Raw genomic sequence first — 17,326 nt, 5'->3', positions numbered from 1 at the left:
TTAGAGGAGTTAGTGCTATGACAAATATCGATCATGATTTGATGCTGTTGCTGGGAGGGATATTCGGGATATTAGTTATCGCCAGTGTGATTGGTGGTATTTTGGCTTTTTGGTATTCGGGGGAAAGGAGCAATGCCACTATCGATAATTTGAATGCCCGGATCCGTGGCTGGTGGATGATATGTATCATCTGTGTCCTGGCTATTGTCATTGGGCCAATAGGTTCGGTTATTTTGTTTGCGGTGATGTCATTTTTTGCCTTGCGTGAATTTATTACCCTAACGCCGATTCGCCGCAGTGATCATGAAGCGCTGTTCTGGTGTTTCTTTGTTTTTATACCTGTGCAGTATGTCTCGGTTGGTATGCAATGGTATGGGCTATTTTTAGTTTTCATTCCCGTTTATGTCTTCCTGTTCTTACCTGCCCGGACCGCTTTGGTGGGAGATACCACCCATTTTCTGGAGCGAACCGCCAAAATCCAGTGGGGGATGTTGGTGACGGTATTTGCCATCAGCCATGCGCCAGCGTTGTTGATGCTGGATATCCCAGAATACGAGAATCAAAATATCAAGTTATTGTTGTTCCTGATTATCGTGGTGCAAATGTCCGATGTTTTGCAGTACGTATTCGGGAAGTTATTGGGTAAACGCCCGATTGTACCGAAGCTCAGTCCCAATAAAACGGTTGAGGGATTTGCTGGTGGAATTTTGGTGTCCGTACTGTTGGGCATGTCGTTATTCTGGGTAACCCCTTTCTCCCCGTGGGAGGCGGGATTGATGTCGTTGACAATCACCCTAATGGGATTTATTGGTGGATTATGCATGTCAGCGATTAAACGAGACCGTGGAGTAAAGGACTTTGGCGGAATAATTGCAGGTCATGGTGGGATGTTGGATAGAATCGACTCACTTTGCTTTGCCGCCCCTATATTTTTCCATCTAACGCGCTATTTTTATACCTGAGACAGAGTAATTGAATGGTGTTAGCTTTCAAGGCGGGTTATTGCGATGTGCCGATGTGATATTTATTAGCTCTTGAGCTAATTTAGGCTGTGGGCTATTATTTGAGCATTAAGAGGGGATTGCTGAATGTTTGAAATTAAGTTTCATGATGCTTTTAAGGAAGAACTAAGATCACTGCCCGACTCACTGGAACTGCGCATCGTCGCGTTAATTAAGCGTTTGAGGGAAAACCCGACCAGCCTGAGAGAGCCGCATTCAAAACCGATAGAGGGATACAAGGGACTGTTTGAACTGAGAGCAAAAGCCAAAGATGGCATAGCCAGAAGTTTTTTTTGTTATGCAGCAGGGAAGAAAATTTATTTGTTACGATGCTTTGTGAAAAAAACTAATGCCATTCCTTTGAATGAAATCAAGATAGCAGTTGCACGAAGAAATGAGCTGACAGAGTCATCAAGAGATTAAGAGGAAATATGATGCGTGATGATTTAGACCTCTACATTGAAGAAAGAACCAAAGAAAATTCCCAATTTAAAGCCGCGTTAGCGGAAGAAGAGAAAGAACTTGAGTTAATGATAGAGATGCAGAATATGCTGGCTGAATGGCGTAGAAATGCAGGGCTGACAAGTGCTCAGGTCGCTGAAAAAATGGGTATCAAACCCCCAACAGTATCAAAAATAGAAAGAAATATCGTTAAGGCATCCATCGATACACTCAGTCGTTATGCGCGTGCCTGTGGTGTTAACGATATAAAGATATCCTTATAACCGCCGGTTAGCGGTGAGTTTTTAGCTTAGAGGGCGTCAAGTTCATCAAACCGCGTTTTCATGTTAGCCCCCTTAAATACCGTTCAGATTCACTGGATTGTGAATAACGCGCTATTTTTATACCTGAGACAGAGTAACCAAAAGGCGGTCGTCAATGGATATAAATTATAGGCGATGGGTCAGTTCCGCTGCGTTGGCGGCAACGGTATTGGCGAGTGTGCTGTTGATCGTGAAAATTTTTGCCTGGTGGTTGACGGGATCGGTGAGCTTATTGGCGGCGCTGGTGGATTCGTTGGTCGATTTGGCTGCTTCCTTGACGAATTTTTTTGTTGTGCGCTATTCACTTCAACCTGCTGATGAAGAACATACTTTTGGACACGGTAAGGCTGAATCGCTGGCGGCGTTGGCGCAAAGTATGTTTATTTCCGGTTCGGCAATTTTCCTGTTTTTGACCGGATTCCAGCATCTGTATTCTCCCAAGCCACTGGAACACGCGGCGATAGGCGTATGGGTAATCGTCATTGCTTTGGTTTCCACGTTATGTTTAGTCACGTTCCAGAAATGGGTGATCAGTAAAACGCAAAGTCAGGCGATCCGTGCGGATATGCTGCATTATAAATCCGACCTATTGATGAATGGGGCGATTTTGCTGGCATTGCTATTGAGTCTGTATGGTTTTAAACGTGCGGATGCACTCTTTGCCTTAGGAATTGGAGTCACTATTCTCTATAGTGCGTTACGGATGGGCTATGATGCCGTACAGTCTTTGCTTGATCGCGCCTTGCCAGATGAAGAGCGACAGGAGATTATTGATATCATCCAAAATTATCCGGGCATAGCAGGTGGACATGATCTACGAACCCGTCAATCAGGCCCGACTCGTTTTATCCAGTTTCATCTGGAGATAGATGATAATTTGCCATTAGTGCAAGCACATGCTTTGGCCGAAGGAATTGAAAATAAATTGCGGAGTAGATTTCCAGGTGCCGATATTATTATTCACCAAGATCCTTGCTCTGTCGTGTCTGAAGAGCATAAAAACCGCTGGGATTGAAGGGGAATTTATTCATAATCAAAAGAACATCAAAAAACAGACATAATCTTGATGCAGACTGGGTGTTTTTCCGTATTATAGTTAGAGTTGAATCAATTCAGCTAATGCAGTGACAATCAGGTTTCTCAAATATTATATCTACAAGTCAGAGGTCATCATGATCAACAAGATTAAAAGAATCGGAGTCTTAACGAGTGGCGGTGATGCGCCTGGCATGAACGCCGCTATTCGTGGTGTTGTTCGTGCCGCTTTAACCGAAGGGTTGGAAGTCTATGGCATTTATGATGGCTATCTGGGGTTGTATGAAAACCGCATGAAGAAGCTTGATCGCTTTAGTGTTTCCGACATGATTAACCGCGGTGGTACGTTCTTGGGGTCAGCCCGCTTCCCAGAGTTCAGGGATGATAAGGTTCGGGAAATTGCTATTGAAAACATGCGCAAAAATGGGATTGATGCGTTGGTGGTAATTGGCGGGGATGGATCTTATTTGGGCGCGAAAAAGCTGACCGAAGCGGGTTTCCCTTGTATTGGTTTGCCTGGAACGATTGATAACGACGTTGCGGGCACAGATTACACCATTGGTTATTTCACCGCGCTGGAAACGGTGGTTGAAGCGATTGACCGTTTGCGCGATACGTCAACTTCCCACAAACGAATTTCGATTGTTGAGGTGATGGGACGTTATTGTGGTGATTTAACTTTATCAGCGGCAATTGCGGGTGGATGCGAATTTATTGTGCTGCCTGAAAATGAAGTTTCATTCGATCGTGAGGAATTGCTGGCTGAAATTCAGGCTGGGATTGAAAAAGGTAAGCGTCACGCGATTGTAGCTATAACTGAGCACGTTTGTGATGTTGCTGAGCTGGCGAGATATATTGAGACAAAAACCCACCATGAAACCCGCGCGACGGTATTAGGGCATATCCAGCGTGGCGGTGCACCTGTTGCTTATGATCGTATTCTTGCTTCCCGTATGGGGGCGTATTCTGTTCAACTACTGCTGGAAGGACACGGCGGTCGTTGCGTTGGTATCCAGAACGAGAAACTTGTTCATCACGATATCATTGATGCGGTGCAAAATATGCAGCGTGTCTTTAAGAAAGAGTGGCTGGAAACCGCGAAAAAACTCTACTAATCCTTTCTTACCTGTCAGATCCTCTTTTGGAGACAGCCATATGCTTTGGCTGTCTCGTTCCTCATATTCTTCTTGAGCATAAGCAGAAATTTAAAATTATTTCTGCGTCATAACGCTTTCTGTCAGTTTTTATAGAGAAATCATAATAGCTTGGGGAAATGTCATCGTGATTATGCATGCAAGGGGTATAAATAGGGGCTCAAAATGGGCAATGACAAAAGGGTATGTGGTATCGGCGTTATTTTTGGCGGCGTTGGCGATGACTAACAGTGCATGGGCAAAAGAGCGGCAATTATTGAATGTCTCCTATGATCCGACGCGTGAATTTTACCAGCAGTATGATGAGGCATTCCGCGAATACTGGCATAACAAAACAGGCGATGATGTAAAGATCCGTCAATCACATGGCGGTTCAGGCAAGCAGGCAACTTCCGTTATTAATGGTCTTCAGGCGGATGTTGTGACGCTGGCCTTAGCTTATGATGTGAATGCCATTGCAGAGCGTGGACGCATTGATAAAAATTGGATTCAGCGTTTACCAGATAATTCAGCGCCTTATACATCAACCATTGTCTTTTTAGTGAGAAAAGGAAACCCTAAACAGATAAAGGATTGGTCGGATTTAATTCGTCCAGATGTTGCGGTGGTTACGCCGAATCCGAAAACCTCCGGTGGAGCACGTTGGAATTATCTGGCTGCCTGGGGATATGGTCTGGCGCATAACAATCAAGATCAGACTAAAGCCAAAGAATTCGTGAAAGCACTTTATAAAAATGTTGAAGTGCTGGATTCCGGCGCACGTGGTGCAACGAATACGTTTGTGGAGCGCGGAATTGGTGATGTATTGATTGCCTGGGAAAACGAAGCGTTACTGGCAATTAATGCGTTGGACAAGGGCAAGTTTGAAATTGTGACGCCGAGCATTTCTATTCTGGCAGAGCCAACGGTTTCTGTTGTCGATAAGGTGGTTGATAAGCGAGGAACGCGTGAGCTGGCAACAGCATATCTGAAATATCTTTATTCTCCGGTTGGGCAGGAGATTGCCGCCAGAAACTATTATCGTCCTCGTGATAAAGCAATTGCAGAAAAATACCGCGCGGTTTTTCCTGATTTGAAGCTTTTTACAATTGATGAGGTTTTTGGTGGTTGGGAGAACGCTCAGAAAAAACATTTTGCCACAGGCGGAACATTTGACGACATTATCCGGCGTTAATCATTAAACTAATTTTGGATAGAAAACCGCCACAAGTGATACTGCGTGGCGGTTCTGTCTTGATCAAAAGCTTACGCTTTTTTCGCTTCTGCTGCGGCTTTTACGATAACAGCAAAGGCATCAGCTTTCAGTGATGCGCCACCGACCAGAGCACCGTCGATATCCGGTTGGGTGAATAACTCTGCTGCATTGCTGGCGTTAACTGAACCGCCATATTGAATAATGACCTGTTCAGCGATAGCTGCATCCTGTTTGGCGATATGATCACGGATAAATTTATGGATGGCCTGAGCCTGAGCAGGTGTGGCAGATTTGCCGGTGCCGATTGCCCAAACTGGCTCATAAGCAATAACCGTATCTTTGAATGCTTCCGCGCCCAGCGTGTTCAGAACGGCATCGATTTGTCGTGCGCAAACAGCTTCAGTCTGACCGGCTTCATTTTCTTGCTCAGTTTCGCCAATGCACAGGACAGGGATCAAACCTTGCTCTTTCAGGATTGCGAATTTCTTCGCGATGAATTCGTCGCTCTCTTTGTGGTAAGTGCGGCGTTCAGAGTGGCCGATAATGATATATTTTGCCCCGACGTCTTTCAGCATTTCTGCGGAGGTTTCGCCCGTAAAGGCACCAGAAAGATTGACGCCAGTATCTTGTGCACCCAGAGCGATACGGCTACCAGCCAGGGCATTTTTTGCCAGAGAAACATAAACTGTTGGTGGTGCGATAGCGACGTCACAGCCGTCAATGTTGCTCAGTTCTTTACGCAGGCCTGCAATCAGGTCGTTAACCATGTGGGTACTGCCATTTAATTTCCAGTTACCCATAACTAATGGATGTCGCATATTTTTCCCTCCAACCAGAAAATAATCAAATTGCGAACTGAATGAATATTCTTTCTTTGAATGACATTATGGTGGTGTCATTCCCTGTAAGTGGAATCCCGACAGTATAAAGATCATCAACGCGAATAGCTCTGCGTTGTGTCACTAATTTTCATTTGCTGCTGTGTCAGATAACGATAGCTTAATCGGTTCAATTGCGAAGGTCATTATATTTTCGCTGCTGCTTACGATGATATAGCGCATTGCTCCCATTTTTTGACTGAAAGCAGTTCGGTTTTCTGCTGTCTGCAAAAGCCTTTCCAATTGAATGTTGGCTTGTTCAGGAGAAAAGGTCGGTTCAAATTGGCTAATCAGGGCTGTGATATATTGCTTTGCCAATATACGGTTTTGTTCATCTTCTCGTTTATTTTGTGATGGCAGCAAGGTAATTTGCAGACTTTTAATTTTTTCGCTGCCTCGTTCCAGTACCGCTGAAGAATAAATTTTGTCATTGATTTTACTGGCGGCGCGGATGAAAGGTTGAGAAATATCTGTACTTGCAATCACCCGATATTCGTACAGGGGAGTATCCGGGTGTTTTTTGTTGAATTTCTCCCGAAAGACAGGAATGGTGTCTTCGAAAGTGGGGGAATCCGGCAACAGGTACATTAACGGTGAGTTTATTTCTGGTGTGCCTGAAAGCTCATCGGCAGAGGCTGAGAATGGTAAAACGATGCCAAAAGCGATTAAAATTGTCACCAGAAGTTTATTTATGCCTGTTTTCATCTTATTACTCACTGAGTTAAATCCTGGAAAAACAGCATCCACAATTGGAAAAGAGTACATGACATTACAACAATGGGGATTTTCATTCAAAGGCCGAATTGGAAGGCGAGAGTTTTGGATCGGCATAACTATCTGTTTCGCCTTGATCTTTATACTTCTGACATTGCATGGAATGAATGTCCTCCCCATGAATTATGCGGCGGTCGGTGTTGCTTTGCTATTGTATCCAACAGCGGCAATTTTTTCTAAGCGCCTGCATGACCGGAATAAACGTGGCGGCTGGATGTTACTATGTGTGTTGGCCTGGATATTATTGTCCCTTGATTGGAGCGCAATGGCACCAATATGGCAGTGGGGAATTGGGCGTTTTGTCCCGACACTAATTGTTGTCATGATGATGTTAGATTGTGGTGTATTCCGTGGTACAGAAGGCGCCAATCGTTTTGGTGAGATGGCAGAAACAGTTGATTATATTTCTGCCAAGGAAAACTGATTACCAGTACTGCTCGCTGGTAATATGGCCTGGTTTACGACGCAGATGTTTTGCCATATTACGCTGCTCTTTTAATAGTTGCTGGGTATCCCTGACCATTTGGGGATTCCCGCACAGCATGACATGGCTGTTTTCTGCCTGAATGGGTAAGCCGACAGCCGATTCCAATTCGCCATTTTCAATTAATGCTGGAATTCTGCCCATGAGTGAATTTGGCCATTTTTCTCGGCTGACGATGGTCTGTATTCTCAGTTTACCCTGAAATTTTTTCTCTAATTCTTGCATCATAGGTAAATAACTTAAATCTGTTCCCCATCTAACCGCGTGAACCAAAACGATATTTTTGAATCGATCCAGATCGGTTCCTTGCTGGAGAATAGAAAGATAAGGCCCAATAGCAGTGCCAGTGGAAAGCATCCAGAGTGTTTGGCAGTCAGGGATTTCATCAAGAACGAAAAACCCAGCAGCTTGCTCTGTTACCAGCAATTCATCACCGATTTTTAGTGCAGCCAATCGAGGACTGAGTTTTCCTTCAGGAACGGTAACCAAATAAAATTCCAGATTATTGTCATCGGGAGCGTTGACGTAAGAGTAAGCCCGTTGGATGCGTTCCTCCGCAATTTTCAGGGCAAGTTTTGCAAATTGTCCGGCGGTGAATTTTTCTATTGGTGCATGAACTTTGATGCTGAAAAGCGAATCAGTCCAGTTGGTTATGTCGGTAACTTTTCCTGTAACCCAATTTGCCATTACGATTAACCTCTCTACACAAATTGATGATTTTTTGTAACGATTCTACGTGATTACTTGAGATAGCATTATCGATTACGTGTTACAGTTCGATTAACTGGATTTTGCCAATATCATGGTCTGATATGTACATTTTTATTGACATATATGGGTAATATATCTGTAATTTTTTCTTCATATAAAATTGTATACTGCAAAGAAAAAATATAGATTTACCAAATGGATCTATCTAGTGAAGTTAATTCATCAGGTTCTTTATTAAGGGCTTGAGGGGTTCACTATGGCTGTTTGTAATGAGTGGTTGAATAAAGTGCGATGAGAAAAATAGAACACTTTAATTTATTGTTGATGTTAATTGCCTTGACCGCTGTAGGGCAGATGACGCAAACAATCTATGTGCCAGTTATTGCTGATATGGCAAGTGATCTTAATAAGCCCGCGGGAGAAGTTCAGCGGGTAATGGCGGCATATCTGTTTTCTTACGGGTTTTCACAACTTTTTTATGGACCGCTATCTGACAAGGTGGGGCGCCGTCCTGTGATTTTGGCCGGCATGTCGATTTATTTGGTGGCGACAATATGTGCTCTGTTTGCTCCAAACTTGCTGGTACTGGTGATGACGAGTGCATTACAGGGATTGGGCACTGGTGTTGCAGGTGTGATGGTGCGTACCATGCCACGAGATTTATATACTGGGATGACGTTGCGTTATGCCAATAGCTTGCTGAATATGGCTATATTGGTTAGCCCGCTGGCTGCTCCCATGATTGGTGGAATGGTTGCTCACTATTTTGGTTGGCGCTCCTGCTACTTATTCTTATTGATGCTAGGGGCTGTCGTTGCTTTCTTCCTGGCTCGGCATTTACCGGAGACCCGTCCCACAGGGATTGCACATAGTACGATGCTGGTTTCTTTCCACCAATTACTCTCGCAGGGTGCTTTTGTCTCTTACCTGATCATGTTGGTGGGTGGTTTGGCTGGGATTGCCGTTTTTGAAGCCAGTAGCGGTGTGTTGATGGGCGCTGTTTTAGGATTGGATAGCCTGACTGTCAGTATCTTTTTTATTTTGCCAATTCCGGCGGCGTTTTTTGGGGCATGGTATGCGGGGCGTGAAGGGAAAACATTTTATCGCCTCATGTGGCGCTCTGTGATCTGTTGCTTGCTGGCGGGTATCTTGATGTGGTTACCCGGCTGGTTTGGCATCATGAATATCTGGACTTTGTTGATACCGGCCGCATTATTCTTTTTTGGCGCTGGTATGTTGTTCCCACTTGCGACGACGGGAGCGATGGAACCTTTCCCTTATCTGGCAGGAGCAGCAGGTGCTTTGGTCGGGGGATTGCAGAATGTCGGTTCAGGTGTGGCAACAGGGCTGTCGGCGATGCTACCGCAAAATAGCCAATTTAGTGTTGGGATGTTGATGTTTTCCATGTCATTGCTGATTCTATTTTGTTGGTTGCCTATTTCCCAGCGGTTCCAGCGTCAGGAACATACGGCTTTATAGAAACGATAGGGTTTAAAAAAGGCTCTGGCAGAGTGTATAAACAATCTCAGATGCCAAAGCCTTTATCTCATTTGCTCAATATTTCGTGGTTAAGCGCGATCTTCCCACTCTTGGGCACGGGCAACGGCTTTTTTCCAGCCATTGTATTTATGGTTGCGTTCAGTCGTTTCGATACTTGGACGGAATTCTTTTTCGACTACCGCCTTACTTTTCACTTCATCCAGATCTCGCCAGAAGCCGACGGCTAAACCTGCCAGGAAAGCCGCACCTAAAGCTGTGCTCTCACGTACTTCAGGGCGCTCTACACGAGTACCAAGAATATCGGACTGGAACTGCATCAGGAAGTTGTTGGCGACAGCCCCGCCATCTACGCGAAGGGCTTGCAGGCGAGTACCCGCGTCAGCCTGCATAGCGTCCAATACATCGCGGGTTTGGTAAGCGATGGATTCCAATGTGGCACGAATAATATGGTTGCTATTGGCACCGCGGGTCAGGCCAAAAATAGCGCCACGGGCGTAAGGGTCCCAATACGGTGCGCCAAGGCCAGTAAAGGCAGGAACAACATAAACACCATTGCTGTCTTTGACTTTGGTCGCAAAATATTCTGAATCTGTGGCATCCGCGATGAGTTTCAGTTCATCACGTAACCATTGAATGGATGCCCCGCCAACAAAGACTGCGCCTTCCAGTGCATAATTAACTTCACCGCGTGGGCCACAACAAACAGTTGTTAACAGGCCATGATTGGAACGAACTGCGTCTTTGCCTGTGTTCATGAGCAGGAAGCAGCCAGTGCCGTAAGTATTTTTTGCCATTCCGGGGTGTACACACAGTTGCCCGTACAAAGCGGCTTGTTGGTCGCCTGCGATACCTGCAATAGGAATACGAGTGCCACCTTTACCGCCGATATTGGTTTGGCCATAGATCTCTGAGGATGCGGAAACTTTAGGCAGCATCACGCGAGGTATTCCCAACTCTTCAAGGATTTTTTGATCCCATTCCAGATTATGGATATTAAACAGCATGGTGCGGGAGGCATTAGTGTAATCGGTCACATGTACGCGTCCCTGAGTCATTTTCCAGACCAGCCATGTATCGACTGTGCCGAATAAAAGTTCACCATTTTCAGCGCGTTGACGGGCGCCTTCGATGTTATCCAAAATCCATTTTATTTTTGTACCGGAAAAGTAAGGATCAAGCACCAAACCGGTATTGTGGCGGATGTATTCTTCCAGGCCTTCTTTCTGTTTCAGTTTGGTACAAATATCTGCTGTCCGGCGGCATTGCCATACAATGGCGTTATAAATCGGTTTACCGGTTTCTTTTTCCCAGACAATGGTTGTTTCTCGTTGGTTTGTAATACCAATGCTGGCAATTTCATCAGAGCGAATATCGGCTTTTGCCAGTACTTCAACTAAGGTAGAGCTTTGGCTTGCCCAGATTTCCATTGGATCGTGTTCTACCCAGCCTGGCTTGGGATAGATTTGTGGGAATTCACGCTGTGAGATGCAGACAATATTGGCATCGTGATCAAGTACAACGGCGCGTGAACTGGTCGTGCCTTGATCCAGAGCAACAATATATTTTTTTTCTGTAGTATTTTCTGTTGTCATAACTATAACCTGGTTTTATGTATTTTAAATCTCGCGCGGTAAATGGCGAGTAATCAGCTTGCGGTAGCCAAAAGCACCTAAAATCGCGCCAACGATAGGAGCTACCAACGGAACAAGGCAATAAGGAATATCTCTGCCTCCGGTTAGGGCAATGTCTCCCCAGCCAGTCAAGTAAGCAACTAATTTGGGGCCGAAGTCACGAGCTGGATTCAAGGCAAATCCGGTCAGTGGGCCAAACGAGCCACCGATAACTGCAATAAGAATCCCGATTAACAAAGGTGCCAAAGGTCCTCGTGGAATGCCATTGCCATCATCTGTCAGGGACAGGATCAGGCATAACAGAACGGCCGCGATAATAACTTCAACGATAAACGCATGAAATACGGAGATCTGGGCAGCGGGGTAAGTGGAGAAAACCCCCGCAGTAAAAAGACTTTCCTGCGAGCCGCGAACGATGTTGTGAACTTGCTCATAATCGAGGAACAGGTTGTAATACATCATATAGATGATGAGTGCTGCGACAAAGCCACCGAGCATTTGGGCAATGATATAAGGCAGCACTTTTCTGCTGTCGAAATTGGCAAATAGGCATAATGCAATGGTCACTGCGGGGTTAAGATGTGCGCCTGAAATTCCGGCAGTGAGATAAACTGCCAGGGCGACGCCAAAGCCCCAGATAATACTGATTTCCCATAAACCCAGTTGTGCTCCGGCGATCCGGGCAGCAGCAACGCAGCCTAAGCCAAAAAAAACGAGCAACGCAGTACCCAGAAATTCGGAAATGCATTGACCTGATAAGGTTGGAGTTGTGGTCTGGCTCATTTCTATATCCTATATCCAATAACAAAGTACAAGGGAGGAGAGAGATTAATTATTAGTCCTTTCTTATGTACTAAGAGAAAGGTGCCTGTGAATTTATCGTTAATGCGCGTAAACGAGAAATAGCGAAATTGAAATCTGCGTGTTGCGTCAACAAAATGAGCGAATTCGCATTTATTTGCAGTTTTATTGAGCTTGGAAATGTGATCTTACAGACATTTGGGTTTGGTCATTATATTTCGCGTTATGCCGCACATTGCAAGGATGAAACTAGACAGATGTTAATAGGCTAAATACAATCAATAACATTGCTTACAAGAGGGGCCCCAGAATGTCATTTGAAGTTTTTGAGAAGCTAGAATCTAAAGTTCAGCAGGCGATTGATACCATCACTTTGCTGCAAATGGAAATTGAAGAATTAAAAGAAAAGAATGCCGTCTTATCTCAGGATGTCCAGAATATGGCAGATAGCCGTGATTCTCTGGTACGTGAAAATGAGCAGCTCAAACAAGAACAATCGGCATGGCAAGAACGCTTACGCACTCTGTTGGGTAAGATGGAAGATGTACAATAAAGTATCCAATAGCTTAGCTGAAAAAGGGCGATAATTGCCTGTCTCTTCTACACAAATCCCTCGATTGAATCGAGGGATATTTTTGACCCTTTTTCTGCCTGTAGTGGTATAAGGATCTCGCTGGAATTTACCCACCCTACGGCGAGATGAGATGGGGCACACCACATCCAATAAACGTTCCAGAGGTATGCATGCGCATTCCGTTTTGCTCTTTGCGCCTGATAAGCAGCAGGTTATTGGGCTCATTGAACAAGCTCGTTGGACGAGAGACCTTCAGGCTTATGGGCAAAATCAACAATAATTGCGCCCTTTTTTATCTCCCCTTTAACTTAGCTATTCCTCAATCTCCAGAGGGAAATCAGATAAAACAATGCCAGTATTATCTGCGTAGAGATAGTCACCGGAGAAGAATGTGACGCCACCAAAATTCACTCTGATATCACTTTCTCCCACCCCTTCGCTATTGGAGCCAGCAGGAATAGCAGCCATTGCTTGAATACCAATATCAAGCTCTGCGAGATAATCGACTTGACGCACTGCGCCATAGACGACAATGCCTTCCCACTCATTATTGACAGCGAGTTGAGCCAGTTCGGCATCAACGAGTGCCTTGCGTACTGATCCACCACCATCAACGAGCAAAATGCGACCCTGTCCGTTTTCTTCAAGTAAATCATAAAGGAGGCCATTGTCCTCAAAACATTTCACTGTGATGATCTGACCACCAAATGAAGTACGCCCACCAAAATTGGTGAAGATTGGTTCTACCACATTTATATCTTCTTGATAGATATCACAAAGTTCGGAAGTATCATATTTCATGGGATTTACGTCTGGTTTATGCAAGGAACGGACAGTATATCCTTTTAAAGCCAGTGTTGGCAAAACCATCAATCTTGAAACCTATATGTAAAATTGATGCCTATTTGCTTAATTGAATACCAATCCTATGGAAAACAGAATATTAGTCAATAATGCTGCTTTAACCATTTGTACCAATTTGGGGCGCATACCTTCAGCGGTTGGATCACGTAACACTTGTATCATCTGTTTTAACAGTAGAGGAAAAGCGAGCAGGAACAACCAACTAAACCAATTATTCAGGTATAGGAGCGTGAAGGTGACGAAGCAGAGCATGGCCGTTAGCAGAACGACGGCATGGTAATAGCGAGCCTTTTTTCCTCCTAACCGGACAGCCAGCGTATTTTTGCCGTTTTGGCGATCACTTTCGATATCGCGTAAGTTATTAATGTTCAAGACTGCCACGGAAAGTAAGCCACTGGCAGTTGCGGGCAAAACGGTGCTTATGGAAAAAGTACCAGCTTGCAGATAGTAGGTTCCAAGAACGCTCAAATAGCCAAAGAAAATCAGGACAGAAATGTCTCCCAACCCCAGATAGCCATAAGGACGCGTACCCACTGTATAAGTGATAGCGGCGACAATCGCCAGTAACCCTAGGATCAAAAAACCGATAATATCGTTGGGGTTATTGCAAGCTACAGCAATTAGGGAACTTCCTGATAAGCAAGAGAATAATACAGTGAGCTTCAAGGCATTTTTCATCTGCTTTGCAGTAATCAGGCCTTTTTGCATACCACGATTTGGACCAATGCGCTTTTCTGTGTCACTGCCTTTGGTGACATCACCATAATCGTTGGCGAGGTTAGAAAGAATTTGCAGCAGGGCCGCAGTTAATAAAGCCAGTAACGCGACAGGCCATTTGAAATGTCCGGTCCATGACGCAAGTGCTGAGCCCGTTATGACGGCAGCAACGGCCAGTGGGAGCGTTTTGGGGCGTAAACTTTCCAGCCATGCCTGCATCTGACTGATAGACGTTGTTGAGCTCATATTGTCACTGTTTGTCATTATGATTGATGTAATAAATTTTATACCATCGAAAATAGCAAAACGGGAGGCTAAAAGCCCCCCATTTTGCCTAAGTCCGGCGAATTATTGGCTCTAATCAAACCAATAATATGACTGATTATAAAATAAACCGACTCAAATCTTCATCTGCAACCAGTTCGTCCAAGTGCTCTTTGACGTAAGCGGCATTGATTTCGACAGTTTGTCCTTGACGTTCGCTGGCGTCGAAAGAGATGTCTTCCATCATACGTTCAAGCACGGTGTGCAAACGACGGGCACCGATGTTTTCAGTAGTTTCATTGACTTGCCATGCTGCTTCCGCGATTTTACGGATACCGTCAGCCGTGAATTCAATGCCCATGCCTTCCGTTGCCATCAGAGCTTTGTACTGTTCAGTCAGTGAAGCATTTGGTTCGGTCAGGATACGTTCAAAGTCTTCGGTAGTCAGGGCTTGCAATTCAACGCGGATTGGCAAGCGGCCTTGAAGTTCTGGGATCAGATCAGAAGGGCTGGCAACCTGGAATGCACCAGAGGCGATAAACAGGATGTGATCAGTTTTGACCATGCCGTGTTTAGTGGAAACGGTGCAACCTTCGACAAGTGGCAGCAGATCGCGCTGAACACCTTCACGGGAAACATCTGGACCGGAAGTTTGACCGCGTTTACAAATCTTATCGATCTCATCAATGAAAACGATGCCGTGTTGTTCAACAGCATCAATTGCCTGCTGTTTCAGTTCTTCAGGATTGACCAGTTTTGCCGCTTCTTCTTCGACCAGCAACTTGAATGCGTCTTTGATTTTCATCTTACGATTTTTTTGACGCTGGCCTGCCAGGTTTTGGAACATGGATTGTAACTGATTCGTCATCTCTTCCATGCCCGGAGGTGCCATGATTTCAACACCAACTGGGGCGGCTGAAACTTCAATTTCAATTTCTTTATCGTCTAACTGGCCTTCACGCAATTTCTTGCGGAATGCCTGACGGGTTGAAGACGGTTCAGCTTGAGTTTCAGTTTGTCCCCAGTTATTTTTTGCTGGTGGCAGCAGGACATCCAAAATACGTTCTTCTGCTAACTCTTCTGCACGATAGCGGTTCTTCTCAATGGATTGCAGACGCACTATCTTTACTGCTACGTCAGTGAGATCACGAATAATGGAATCGACTTCTTTACCGACATAACCCACTTCGGTGAACTTAGTGGCTTCAACTTTGATAAAAGGAGCATTGGCCAGTTTTGCCAGACGACGGGCAATCTCGGTTTTACCGACACCGGTTGGGCCTATCATCAAAATATTTTTTGGCGTGACTTCATAACGCAGTGATTCATCTAACTGCATGCGACGCCAGCGGTTACGTAGGGCAATAGCAACGGCACGTTTTGCTTTGTCCTGACCGATAATATGATTGTTTAGTTCGCTGACAATTTCGCGAGGAGTCATTTCAGACATACTATCTATCCTTTACTCTTTCGAAGGCAGTTCTTCGAAGTTGTGATTATGGTTGGTGTAGATGCAGATATCGCCAGCGATAGTTAAAGCGCGTTCTGCGATTTCTCTGGCTCCGAGTTCGGTTGTTTCCAGCATAGCGCGGGCAGCCGCCTGTGCGTATGACCCACCGGAACCAATGGCGATAAGGTCATTTTCTGGCTGAATCACATCACCATTGCCTGTAATGATCAGAGAAGAATTCTCATCTGCGACAGCAAGCAGGGCTTCCAGCTTGCGCAGCATGCGGTCCGTTCGCCAATCTTTGGCTAGTTCAACGGCTGCTTTGGTCAGGTGCCCTTGATGCATTTCGAGTTTCCGTTCAAACAGCTCGAACAGCGTGAAAGCATCAGCAGTACCGCCGGCAAAACCCGCGATGACTTTGTCGTGGTAAAGGCGGCGTACTTTGCGGACATTGCCTTTCATAACGGTATGACCCATTGTTGCTTGTCCATCACCACCGATGACAACTTTGCCATTACGGCGAACACTTACGATTGTAGTCACGAGTTAGCCCCTGGTTACAAAATAGAAGATGATACACACGGAGCATTAATTTGTTATCCCACAATTGATTGCGTGCTGCTGATAAAAGCACCATGTGTATATTATTAGAGATTAAGATGGGGGAGCTTTCCGCTTTTTCAACCCCCGGTAGGGCGGAGAATACAGCCAGGTACACCGGCACCTGCGACACGTTCGCGCATTTTCTCAGCGCTGGCTTTATTTTTATAAGGGCCAAGTACAACACGGTTCCAATTGTCTTTCGTGGTAATCTGACTTTCAATGCCTGCGAATGCAAGGCTGGCACGGACGGATTCCGCTTGCTCCATTGTGCGGAAAGAACCGCATTGTAGCATCAATTTCGTCTCATTTACCTCAGACTTTGTATTGGCTTGGGAAGACGTTGAAGGCCTTTTTTCCGGCACGGCGGCTGACTTTTGTTCTGGCGAATGTTGTTCAGTATGTTGTTGCTGCGCAGGAGGGTTGATCAACACACGTGAACGTGGGATCGGTTCACTGTTATAAGGCACTTCTTTCAATGAAATAGGTGGTTGGCGCATATCTGCTTGTATTTGTTCGAGTAACTGTTTCTGCTCAGACGTTAATTGAGGATGTTGGTTTGGCGGTTGATTTATTGTTGCATTGCCTTCTTGGATGGAAGATTCATTAACAGGGCGATTTTCCAATTCTTTGATATAACTCCAGCGTTCTTCTGGTTTTGGTGGCAGGCCGTGCCCCTTGGTTTGATGATGAGACTGTGAGGCATTTTGTCCACTTTCTTCCTGCTTATTTTTTTCCTGTTTATTGTGTACTACGATGAAATAAAGTCCACCAATAAATATGACCACCAAGGCTACAGCAACGGCTAATGTAGTTTTGGGTAATCCTTGAGCCTGATTTTTTTTCTTACCAGTACTTTTCCGACGGGGATTGTTACGCCCGCGACTCACATAATCTCGTTGTGCCACTGTTTAATTCACTGAGTTATT

At 45.1% G+C, this 17,326-nt stretch carries 19 protein-coding genes and 1 pseudogene; 10 read left to right on the top strand and 10 right to left on the bottom strand.

Features of this window, described 5'->3' with window-relative positions:
• Positions 1-17 precede the first annotated feature (17 nt).
• The 6 genes from IQ209_RS12020 to IQ209_RS11995 all read left to right on the top strand — a co-directional run bounded on the left by IQ209_RS12020 (position 18) and on the right by IQ209_RS11995 (position 5,128).
• Positions 18-962, top strand: a complete 945-nt coding sequence (locus tag IQ209_RS12020; protein WP_193851527.1) for a phosphatidate cytidylyltransferase — start codon at positions 18-20, stop codon at positions 960-962.
• A gap of 126 nt (positions 963-1,088) precedes the next feature.
• Positions 1,089-1,424, top strand: coding sequence for a type II toxin-antitoxin system RelE/ParE family toxin (locus tag IQ209_RS12015; protein WP_193851526.1), 336 nt, complete (start codon positions 1,089-1,091; stop codon positions 1,422-1,424).
• Positions 1,425-1,435: 11 nt separating this feature from the next.
• A complete protein-coding gene (locus IQ209_RS12010) occupies positions 1,436-1,726 on the top strand; it encodes a helix-turn-helix transcriptional regulator (protein ID WP_193851525.1) in 291 nt (96 codons plus the stop codon).
• Between the two features lie 154 nt (positions 1,727-1,880).
• Complete coding sequence (fieF, locus tag IQ209_RS12005; protein ID WP_193851524.1) at positions 1,881-2,780, top strand: CDF family cation-efflux transporter FieF; 900 nt, start codon at positions 1,881-1,883, stop codon at positions 2,778-2,780.
• Positions 2,781-2,937: 157 nt separating this feature from the next.
• Positions 2,938-3,915, top strand: coding sequence for a 6-phosphofructokinase (pfkA, locus tag IQ209_RS12000; RefSeq protein ID WP_193851523.1), 978 nt, complete (start codon positions 2,938-2,940; stop codon positions 3,913-3,915).
• Between the two features lie 211 nt (positions 3,916-4,126).
• Positions 4,127-5,128 carry a sulfate ABC transporter substrate-binding protein gene (locus IQ209_RS11995; protein WP_193851522.1) on the top strand — a complete coding sequence of 334 codons (1,002 nt, stop codon included), beginning with the start codon at positions 4,127-4,129 and terminating at the stop codon, positions 5,126-5,128.
• Between the two features lie 71 nt (positions 5,129-5,199).
• On the opposite strand, the gene tpiA is transcribed toward IQ209_RS11995, so the two are convergent.
• Positions 5,200-5,967 (bottom strand): triose-phosphate isomerase, encoded by a 768-nt coding sequence (gene tpiA, locus IQ209_RS11990; protein ID WP_193851521.1) that lies wholly within the window; start codon positions 5,965-5,967, stop codon positions 5,200-5,202.
• 144 nt (positions 5,968-6,111) lie between these two features.
• Positions 6,112-6,732 carry a DUF1454 family protein gene (locus IQ209_RS11985; protein ID WP_193851520.1) on the bottom strand — a complete coding sequence of 207 codons (621 nt, stop codon included), beginning with the start codon at positions 6,730-6,732 and terminating at the stop codon, positions 6,112-6,114.
• 58 nt (positions 6,733-6,790) lie between these two features.
• Here IQ209_RS11985 and IQ209_RS11980 point away from each other — a divergent pair, with 58 nt between their 5' ends.
• A complete protein-coding gene (locus IQ209_RS11980; protein ID WP_193851519.1) occupies positions 6,791-7,225 on the top strand; it encodes a DUF805 domain-containing protein in 435 nt (144 codons plus the stop codon).
• Here IQ209_RS11980 and fpr read toward each other — a convergent pair whose 3' ends face one another.
• Complete coding sequence (gene fpr / locus IQ209_RS11975) at positions 7,226-7,972, bottom strand: ferredoxin--NADP(+) reductase (RefSeq protein ID WP_193851518.1); 747 nt, start codon at positions 7,970-7,972, stop codon at positions 7,226-7,228.
• Positions 7,973-8,287: 315 nt separating this feature from the next.
• On the opposite strand from fpr, the gene emrD reads away from it, so the two are divergent.
• Positions 8,288-9,475 (top strand): multidrug efflux MFS transporter EmrD, encoded by a 1,188-nt coding sequence (gene emrD, locus IQ209_RS11970; RefSeq protein WP_193851517.1) that lies wholly within the window; start codon positions 8,288-8,290, stop codon positions 9,473-9,475.
• 89 nt (positions 9,476-9,564) lie between these two features.
• On the opposite strand, the gene glpK is transcribed toward emrD, so the two are convergent.
• Together glpK and IQ209_RS11960 are read right to left on the bottom strand one after the other, a co-directional pair.
• Positions 9,565-11,088: a glycerol kinase GlpK gene (gene glpK / locus IQ209_RS11965; protein WP_193851516.1), complete on the bottom strand. Its 1,524-nt coding sequence runs from the start codon at positions 11,086-11,088 to the stop codon at positions 9,565-9,567.
• A 24-nt stretch (positions 11,089-11,112) separates the two neighbouring features.
• Positions 11,113-11,910: an MIP/aquaporin family protein gene (locus IQ209_RS11960; protein ID WP_193851515.1), complete on the bottom strand. Its 798-nt coding sequence runs from the start codon at positions 11,908-11,910 to the stop codon at positions 11,113-11,115.
• A 328-nt stretch (positions 11,911-12,238) separates the two neighbouring features.
• On the opposite strand from IQ209_RS11960, the gene zapB reads away from it, so the two are divergent.
• Together zapB and IQ209_RS11950 are read left to right on the top strand one after the other, a co-directional pair.
• The gene (zapB, locus tag IQ209_RS11955; protein WP_099131891.1) at positions 12,239-12,481 is read left to right on the top strand and encodes a cell division protein ZapB; all 243 of its coding nucleotides are present in this window, start codon (positions 12,239-12,241) and stop codon (positions 12,479-12,481) included.
• A 145-nt stretch (positions 12,482-12,626) separates the two neighbouring features.
• Positions 12,627-12,779 (top strand): annotated as a pseudogene (locus IQ209_RS11950) (IS4 family transposase); the annotation flags it as partial.
• A 35-nt stretch (positions 12,780-12,814) separates the two neighbouring features.
• On the opposite strand, the gene rraA reads toward IQ209_RS11950, so the two are convergent.
• The 5 genes from rraA to ftsN form a co-directional block, all read right to left on the bottom strand.
• Positions 12,815-13,303: a ribonuclease E activity regulator RraA gene (gene rraA, locus IQ209_RS11945; protein ID WP_193851542.1), complete on the bottom strand. Its 489-nt coding sequence runs from the start codon at positions 13,301-13,303 to the stop codon at positions 12,815-12,817.
• Between the two features lie 108 nt (positions 13,304-13,411).
• Positions 13,412-14,329, bottom strand: a complete 918-nt coding sequence (locus IQ209_RS11940) for a 1,4-dihydroxy-2-naphthoate polyprenyltransferase (RefSeq protein WP_193851513.1) — start codon at positions 14,327-14,329, stop codon at positions 13,412-13,414.
• Between the two features lie 136 nt (positions 14,330-14,465).
• A complete protein-coding gene (gene hslU, locus IQ209_RS11935; protein WP_193851512.1) occupies positions 14,466-15,797 on the bottom strand; it encodes an HslU--HslV peptidase ATPase subunit in 1,332 nt (443 codons plus the stop codon).
• A gap of 12 nt (positions 15,798-15,809) precedes the next feature.
• The gene (hslV, locus tag IQ209_RS11930; RefSeq protein ID WP_193851511.1) at positions 15,810-16,340 is read right to left on the bottom strand and encodes an ATP-dependent protease subunit HslV; all 531 of its coding nucleotides are present in this window, start codon (positions 16,338-16,340) and stop codon (positions 15,810-15,812) included.
• 137 nt (positions 16,341-16,477) lie between these two features.
• Positions 16,478-17,305 (bottom strand): cell division protein FtsN, encoded by an 828-nt coding sequence (gene ftsN / locus IQ209_RS11925; RefSeq protein WP_193851510.1) that lies wholly within the window; start codon positions 17,303-17,305, stop codon positions 16,478-16,480.
• Positions 17,306-17,326 lie beyond the last annotated feature (21 nt).

The organism is Xenorhabdus sp. BG5, from assembly GCF_015163665.1.
Lineage (GTDB): Bacteria > Pseudomonadota > Gammaproteobacteria > Enterobacterales > Enterobacteriaceae > Xenorhabdus.
This window is presented reverse-complemented; position numbering and strand designations above follow the sequence as displayed.

Excerpts from the sequence above, each read along its gene's own strand:
- IQ209_RS11985 (WP_193851520.1), bottom strand. The coding sequence starts at position 6,732 with ATGAAAACAGGCATAAATAAACTTCTGGTGACAATTTTAATCGCTTTT.
- tpiA (WP_193851521.1), bottom strand. The coding sequence starts at position 5,967 with ATGCGACATCCATTAGTTATGGGTAACTGGAAATTAAATGGCAGTACC.
- emrD (WP_193851517.1), top strand. The coding sequence starts at position 8,288 with ATGAGAAAAATAGAACACTTTAATTTATTGTTGATGTTAATTGCCTTG.
- fpr (WP_193851518.1), bottom strand. The coding sequence starts at position 7,972 with ATGGCAAATTGGGTTACAGGAAAAGTTACCGACATAACCAACTGGACT.
- rraA (WP_193851542.1), bottom strand. The coding sequence starts at position 13,303 with ATGAAATATGATACTTCCGAACTTTGTGATATCTATCAAGAAGATATA.
- IQ209_RS11995 (WP_193851522.1), top strand. The coding sequence starts at position 4,127 with ATGACAAAAGGGTATGTGGTATCGGCGTTATTTTTGGCGGCGTTGGCG.
- IQ209_RS12015 (WP_193851526.1), top strand. The coding sequence starts at position 1,089 with ATGTTTGAAATTAAGTTTCATGATGCTTTTAAGGAAGAACTAAGATCA.
- IQ209_RS12010 (WP_193851525.1), top strand. The coding sequence starts at position 1,436 with ATGCGTGATGATTTAGACCTCTACATTGAAGAAAGAACCAAAGAAAAT.
- zapB (WP_099131891.1), top strand. The coding sequence starts at position 12,239 with ATGTCATTTGAAGTTTTTGAGAAGCTAGAATCTAAAGTTCAGCAGGCG.
- glpK (WP_193851516.1), bottom strand. The coding sequence starts at position 11,088 with ATGACAACAGAAAATACTACAGAAAAAAAATATATTGTTGCTCTGGAT.
- IQ209_RS11940 (WP_193851513.1), bottom strand. The coding sequence starts at position 14,329 with ATGAGCTCAACAACGTCTATCAGTCAGATGCAGGCATGGCTGGAAAGT.
- hslU (WP_193851512.1), bottom strand. The coding sequence starts at position 15,797 with ATGTCTGAAATGACTCCTCGCGAAATTGTCAGCGAACTAAACAATCAT.
- IQ209_RS11980 (WP_193851519.1), top strand. The coding sequence starts at position 6,791 with ATGACATTACAACAATGGGGATTTTCATTCAAAGGCCGAATTGGAAGG.
- IQ209_RS11960 (WP_193851515.1), bottom strand. The coding sequence starts at position 11,910 with ATGAGCCAGACCACAACTCCAACCTTATCAGGTCAATGCATTTCCGAA.
- fieF (WP_193851524.1), top strand. The coding sequence starts at position 1,881 with ATGGATATAAATTATAGGCGATGGGTCAGTTCCGCTGCGTTGGCGGCA.
- IQ209_RS12020 (WP_193851527.1), top strand. The coding sequence starts at position 18 with ATGACAAATATCGATCATGATTTGATGCTGTTGCTGGGAGGGATATTC.
- pfkA (WP_193851523.1), top strand. The coding sequence starts at position 2,938 with ATGATCAACAAGATTAAAAGAATCGGAGTCTTAACGAGTGGCGGTGAT.